We start from the raw sequence: 3,998 nt of genomic DNA on the forward strand, positions 1-3,998 counted from the left end.
CTAGTAACTCTGTCGCATTTTTATCTACTGACAGAATACCGTTACTGGAGTTTTTTTACACTTTCCAAACATCCTCTTAGAAACTCCTACATCTGACAAGTTACAAACAACCATCAAGAACGAAAACAATAACTTTATTGCAGATATCCCTAATGCTCAACTGCAATTAACAGGTGATAGTTCTTTCCGTCAAGACAAGCCTGTTGCAGGAATTAGCGAAATAATAGTTACTAATGTCGATACAAATAGTATCCGAGTGACGGTAACGGGTGAGGGAGGTATCCCAAAAGTCGAGTTAGATGACGGCGATACAGGTTTAATTTTTGTCGTCACGCCAGTTACATCCTCGACAGCGCAAAACCCCACCCCGCCTACGGCACCCCTCCCCTTAGTAAGGGGAGGGGAAGGGGAGGAGTCACAAGAAACACCGCCAACTCAACCATCAGCTGATGCAAATGCACCGATTGAACTAGTAGTGACAGGGGAGAGCGATACATATTCAGTACCCGATGCTAGCACTGCAACAAGGACAGATGCACAACTCAGGGATATTCCCCAATCAATTCAAGTCATTCCCCGTCAGGTGATTAAGGATCGAAATGTTGTGCGTCTTTCGGAATTGGCGGATAACGTTAGTGGTGTACAACCAGAACGGGGATATGGGGGATTGTCCTCATTAGGATTTCGGGTGCGTGGGTTTCTCACCAACTTTGAAACTTTACGCAATGGCTTTCCCGATTATGGTTACTTCAGTCCGCGAGATGTGGCTAATATCGAGAGGTTGGAAATTCTCAAAGGGCCGGCGGCGGTACTTTATGGTGGTAGTCCAACACAGTATGCAGGTGGAAGTGGTGTTATTAACACAACTACCAAAAAGCCGCTTGTAGAGCCTTATTACAACGCGAGTGTAACTTATGGAAGTTATAACTTTTTGCGTCCGACTTTAGATATTAGCGGCCCACTGACAGATGATAAATCAGTGCTGTATCGTTTGAACGTCGCCTATGAAAGTTCTGACAGTTTTCGTGATTTTGTCGAGTATGACAGCTTTTTTATCTCCCCTGTGGTAGAGATCAAAGTAGGCGATCGCACTAAACTCACCTTTGAATACGAACACCAGAAATATAACTTTGTTTTTGATAATGGTTTTCCCATTGAGCCAGAAGTTCTCCAACTTGGGCGCAATCGATTTTTAGGAGAACCCAACTTTGCTAATGGGGAAGTGACATTTAACTCATTAACCTATAGATTAGAACACGAATTTGACGACAACTGGAAATTTCGCCAAGGATTTAATGTCCTCAGTGCTAATTTGAATGACGCAAGACAGGTATCTCCTGGTTCTTTGCGAGAAGATCGTCAGACATTAGACCGTTCTTTTTACGCTTCTGATGAGGAACACGAAAATATCACTCTCCAAAACGAAATTTCTGGCAAGTTTTCTACTGGTTCTATTCGCCATAATGTGCTATTTGGAGTAGATTTAGCCCGAAATTTATTTAACTACATTTTTGCCCCAGACCTTGAACTACCAATAAATATTTTTAACCCGCAATATGGTGGAACTCCTATTCCTGTAGAAGGTGGTTCTCCCTTTGGTCGAAAAATTGTCTCTGAGAATGTTGGTTTATTCGCGCAGAACTTAATTGAACTTACACCTAATTTCAAAGTTTTATTAGGTGGTCGCTTGGACTTTAATGATTACAGTCGTCAAGACCGTGTGAGTGGCGATATTCTCGATAAACAATCAAATACTCGATTTTCGCCGCGAGTTGGAGTTATATATCAACCAAGCGATACTACTTCGCTTTACTTCAATTGGTCTAATGGTTTTTCTCCTCAATTTCAAGCCAGAAGTCGGACAACTGAACAATTTGAACCGCAAACTACCCAGCAATTTGAGATAGGGGTGAAACAGAATTTTCTTGACAATAAACTTTCTGCAACTTTGGCATTCTTTCAAATTACCAAGCAGAATGTATTGACACCAGATCCAGTAGACGATTTATTTAGTATCCAAACGGGAGAACAACGCAGTAGAGGTATTGAATTAGATATTGCAGGTGAAATATCACCAGGTTGGAAAGTGATTGTCAACTATGCTTACATTGATGGCGAAGTGACAAAAGATAATGTGATTCCTGTAGGAGACAGATTATTTGGTGTCCCAGAACATAGCGCTGGATTGTGGACAACTTATGAACTGCAAAGTGGTAGTTTACAGGGATTAGGATTTGGTGCTGGATTGTATTTTGTTGGGGAGCAGGAGGTGGATTTACCGAATGCGTTTCAACTTCCAAGTTATTTACGAGCGGATGCTTCTATCTTTTATCGACGGCAAAATTATCGATTTGCAGTCAACTTCAAGAATATTTCTAATGTTAAATATTATGAGGTTGATGGGTATAGTATTGACCCTGCGCCACCATTTACGGTGTTGGGAACAGTGTCAGTGGAGTTTTGATTTGTGAGTTAATTTTTTTTAACGCAGAGGAACGCATTCGCGAAGCGTCTCGCAGAGAAGGAAAGCGCAGAGGAGCGCAGAGGTTTCTAAAGCAATACAGTTCAGATAAGACCAAAACACTTGTAGAGACGGCGATTTATCGCGTCTGGTAAAACCCACAATTTTGTACAATTACCCCTTAACTGAACCGTATTGGTTTCTAAAGTTAATTCGTTACGATTTTGTTGTCTTAAGAGGATTTGAAGAGGGTTTTGTGTGAGTAAATTAGATTGCCGGATGTGGATATTTAAACCCTTTGTTGCAGTCTTAGCAGTGCTGATGCTGGGAATGGTTTCAGGGTGTGCAGGAAATGTCACTGCCCCAACTTATATTACTTCTAATGGAACACCATATACCCCATTTACACTTAAAAACTGTGATTCGACGATTACCTACAAACAACCACCACAACGCGCTGTCACCATGATGCAATCGGCGACGGAGGTCATGCTAGCGCTGGGTTTAGAAAAGCAGATGGTTGGTACAGCCTACCTGGATAATCCGATTTTGCCAGAGTATCAACAAGCATATTCCCAAATTCGCGTATTAGCGCCTAAGTACCCGTCGCGGGAAGTTTTTTTGGGAGTTGAGCCGGATTTTGTCTTCTCCACTGAGGAAAGTGCTTTTGCTAAAGAGGCACTTGGATCGCAGTCAGAGTTGCTAAAACTAGGTATTTCTTCTTATTTGTTGCCCATTGAATGCGATCGCCCAGAACTTAGACCTGAGCGCGTGACGATGGAGAATTTATATCAAGAGATCCGAGAAATCGGGCAGATTTTTGCAGTAGAACAACGAGCAGAAAAGTTAATTGTGCAACTGCGATCGCAACTCCAAGCAACCCAACAAAAGCTAGGCAAAGTGACAACCAAAAAGCGCATTTTTTGGTATGATTCTGAAGATCCTCCCGTAACTGTTTCTAACTGGGGAATACCCAATCATATTATTGAATTAGCCGGTGGAGAAAATATCTTCAAAGATATCCAAGAAAAAAAAGCGTGGGTAACAGTTAATTGGGAAGATGTAATTGCACGTCAACCAGATGTGATTGTTCTCATTGATGCTAACTGGTCATCTGCCGAAGAGAAGCGTCGATTACTTAAATCTAACCCTGCTTACTCTCAGTTAAAAGCAGTGCAACAAGATAAATTCATTGTCATCGGTTTTAGTTACACGATGCCAGGTATTAGGAATGTCGCAGGGGTGAGGCAGTTAGCGGAGGCTTTATATCCAGAGAGGTTTAAGTGATGAGGGAAGCAGGGAGCAGGGGAAGCAGGGGAAGCAGGGGAGCAGGGGAGCAAGGGAGAAGAGTTTTCCCCTCCGCCCCCGCACCTCTGCCTCTTTTCTAATGCCCAATGCCCAATGCCCAATGCCCAATAACTAATGCTAAGGAAAATTGGGCGTTGCATAATAGAGGGATCAATTGAGGTCATCTACTGTGCAATGTCCATACTGCAACTCTACTGAAATTAGAAAAAATGGTAAACGAAGAGGTAAA

2 protein-coding genes are annotated in these 3,998 nt (G+C 42.4%); both read left to right on the forward strand.

The genetic code is table 11. From position 1 onward, the window contains the following. Positions 1–70: 70 nt before the first annotated feature. Positions 71–2,464 (forward strand): TonB-dependent siderophore receptor, encoded by a 2,394-nt coding sequence (locus tag GNE10_RS32590; RefSeq protein WP_311774907.1) that lies wholly within the window; start codon positions 71–73, stop codon positions 2,462–2,464. A gap of 255 nt (positions 2,465–2,719) precedes the next feature. Beyond that, complete coding sequence (locus GNE10_RS32595; RefSeq protein ID WP_311774906.1) at positions 2,720–3,748, forward strand: ABC transporter substrate-binding protein; 1,029 nt, start codon at positions 2,720–2,722, stop codon at positions 3,746–3,748. The last annotated feature ends 250 nt before the right edge of the window (positions 3,749–3,998 follow it).

The organism is Nostoc sp. 2RC, assembly GCF_014222165.1.
Taxonomy (GTDB): Bacteria; Cyanobacteriota; Cyanobacteriia; order Cyanobacteriales; family Nostocaceae; genus Nostoc; species Nostoc linckia.